At 70.8% G+C, this 2,439-nt stretch carries 1 pseudogene; it reads right to left on the reverse strand.

Annotated elements, in window-relative coordinates:
* Positions 1–31 precede the first annotated feature (31 nt).
* Positions 32–2,329: pseudogene (locus tag ACFWP5_RS52260) on the reverse strand (nitrate- and nitrite sensing domain-containing protein); the annotation flags it as partial.
* Between the last annotated feature and the right edge of the window lie 110 nt (positions 2,330–2,439).

The following is a 2,439-nucleotide window of genomic DNA, read 5'->3' on the forward strand; positions in this document are numbered from 1 at the left end:
AACACCAATAACAACAATAGCATAGTCAACGCTGCTCGACGACCGGGCGTCCATGGGAGCTGACCAGCTTGGGCGTACGACGTCGGGGCAGCGGCAGCGGGTCGCCGCGGTGGCCGTCCGTGTCGGCCTCGGAGCCCTGCTGATGCTGCTCTACGGGGCGGACGGGGGCGAGGTCGTCCCGGTGGGTGGAGGCGCGGCGCGGGCGGAAGATTCCGCCGCGCTCGCCGTCCTCGTCGTCGAGTGTGTTCGGGAAGCCTTCGAGGGCGTCCAGTTCGACGGGGGCTTCCAGTTCGACCGGCCCGTCCAGGAGGGCCGGCGGCAGGCCGGGCAGCTTCACGGGCACCTGGGAGAGCGCGGAGCGGCGGCTCTCCTCCAGCTCGGCCTCCTTCGTCGGCCGGGGCCGGTCGAGGCGGAAGCCGATGCCGTTGGTGTCCGGGATCTCGTCGCTCAGCAGGGCGTCGGGGATGAACACGACGGCGGTGGTGCCGCCGTACGGGGAGGGCTGGAGCGAGACGCGGACGTTCTGCCGCTGGGCGAGCCGGCTGACCACGAAGAGGCCGAGGCGGTCGGTGTCGGAGAGTTCGAACTCGGGTGTCTCGGCGAGCCGGAGGTTGGCGTCCAGGAGTGCCTCGGCCGCCATGCCGAGGCCGCGGTCGTGGATCTCCAGGGTGAAGCCGTTGGCGACCCGCTCCCCCAGGACCTGGACGGCGGTGTGCGGCGGGGAGAACACCGTGGCGTTCTCCAGGAGTTCGGCCACCAGGTGGGTGAGGTCCGCCACGGCGGGCCCGGTGACGGCGATACGCGGCAGCCGGCGGACCTCGATGCGCTCGTAGTCCTCGACCTCGGCGACGGCCGCGCGGACGATGTCCATGAGCTGGACGGGCTTGCGCCACTGCCTGGACGGGGCGGCCCCGGAGAGGATCACCAGGCCCTCGGCGTGGCGGCGCATACGGGTCGTCAGGTGGTCGAGGCGGAACAGGTCGGCGAGTTCGTCGGTGTCCTCGGTCCTGCGCTCCATGGTGTCGAGGAGGGTGAGCTGCTTGTGCAGCAGGACCTGGCTGCGCCGGGCGAGGTTGACGAACACCTCGGAGACACCGGACCGCAGTTCGGCCTGCTTGACGGCGGCTTCCACGGCGGCGCGCTGCAGGGTGTTGAGGGCCTGGCCGACGTCGCCGATCTCGTTCCTGTCGTACTCCAGGCGCGGGACCTCGGTCTCCACGTCGACCACTTCGCCCGCGGACAGGCGGCGCATCACGCTGGGCAGCCGGACGCCGGACGCCTCGTGGGCGTCCAGGCGCAGTTGGCGCAGGTCGCGGATGAGACTGCGGCCGATGCGCACGGACAGGAAGAGCGAGAACAGGAGGGCGATCAGCCCGAGGACGCCTGCGATGGCCGCCTTGAGGATGACGTTCATCGCGACCGGGCGAACACGGTCCTGGTAGCGGTCGTTGGCCTGGTCGTCGAGGGTGCCCAGCTCGTCCAGCACGGCGCCGGCCGCGGTGTTCCAGGTCTGCGCGGTGACGTTGCGGGGCGTGCCGGACGTGGTGGAGGCGGCGGCCTGTTCGGCCACGCGCAACGGTGCGCTGGCCGCGTTCTTCCAGAAGCGTTCGAAGTGGCCGCGCTCCGAGGAGGGCAGCAGCGGCAGGTTGACGTCGTACATCAGGGTGCGCTGGGCGACGAGGTCGGAGACGTCGCGGGTCTCGTCCCGGGTGAGCTTGCCGACGACCAGGGAGGAGCCGAGCAGGGCGTCCTCACGGGAGAGGAACTCGCGGGCGCGGGCGAGGTTGACGAGGGCGCGGTACTGCTTGTCCATCTCGACGTTGTCGACGACATGGAGGTTGGACAGCAGCACGTAGCACGGGTCGACCAGGTGGTTGTAGAGCCCGAGGGCCTGGGCGCGGTTGACGGTGCCGTCCTCGACGCTGCGGCGCAGGGACTGGAGCCCGTCGAACGCGTCGAGGACCGCGGCGACGCGGCTGTCGGTGGCCTGCCCCATCGCGTCGCGCACGTCCGGGTTCTCGGCGTTCTTGCGGATCTTGGCGACGGCCTCGTCGGTCGCGCCTCGGCTGCGCTTGAGATCGGTGAGCCCGTCGGCGGCGCGCGGGTCGGCCAGATAGACGAGCGACTGCCGGCGTTCCTGCTGGATGACGCGGACGGTGTCCTCGGTGGGATAGCCGATCTTCTCGACGACCGACGACACGTTGAACAGGTCACCGGCCGCCCGGCCGGTGAGGACCGTGGCGAACGCCCAGATCGCGGTCAGGGACACGAGCGGCACGAGAAGGAGCGCCACGATCTTCCGGCGGATGGACTTCCCGCGAAAGCGCATGGCCTCCCCCAGCTGGACCCACGAGCCGGACGTGGAGGAGCGCATCGTCGCACTGCGCGAGGAGATCGGCGCGGGCCGCAGGACCATCGTCCGCGTCGACCGCACCGAAC

This window comes from Streptomyces sp. NPDC058469, from assembly GCF_042721125.1.
GTDB lineage: Bacteria > Actinomycetota > Actinomycetes > Streptomycetales > Streptomycetaceae > Streptomyces.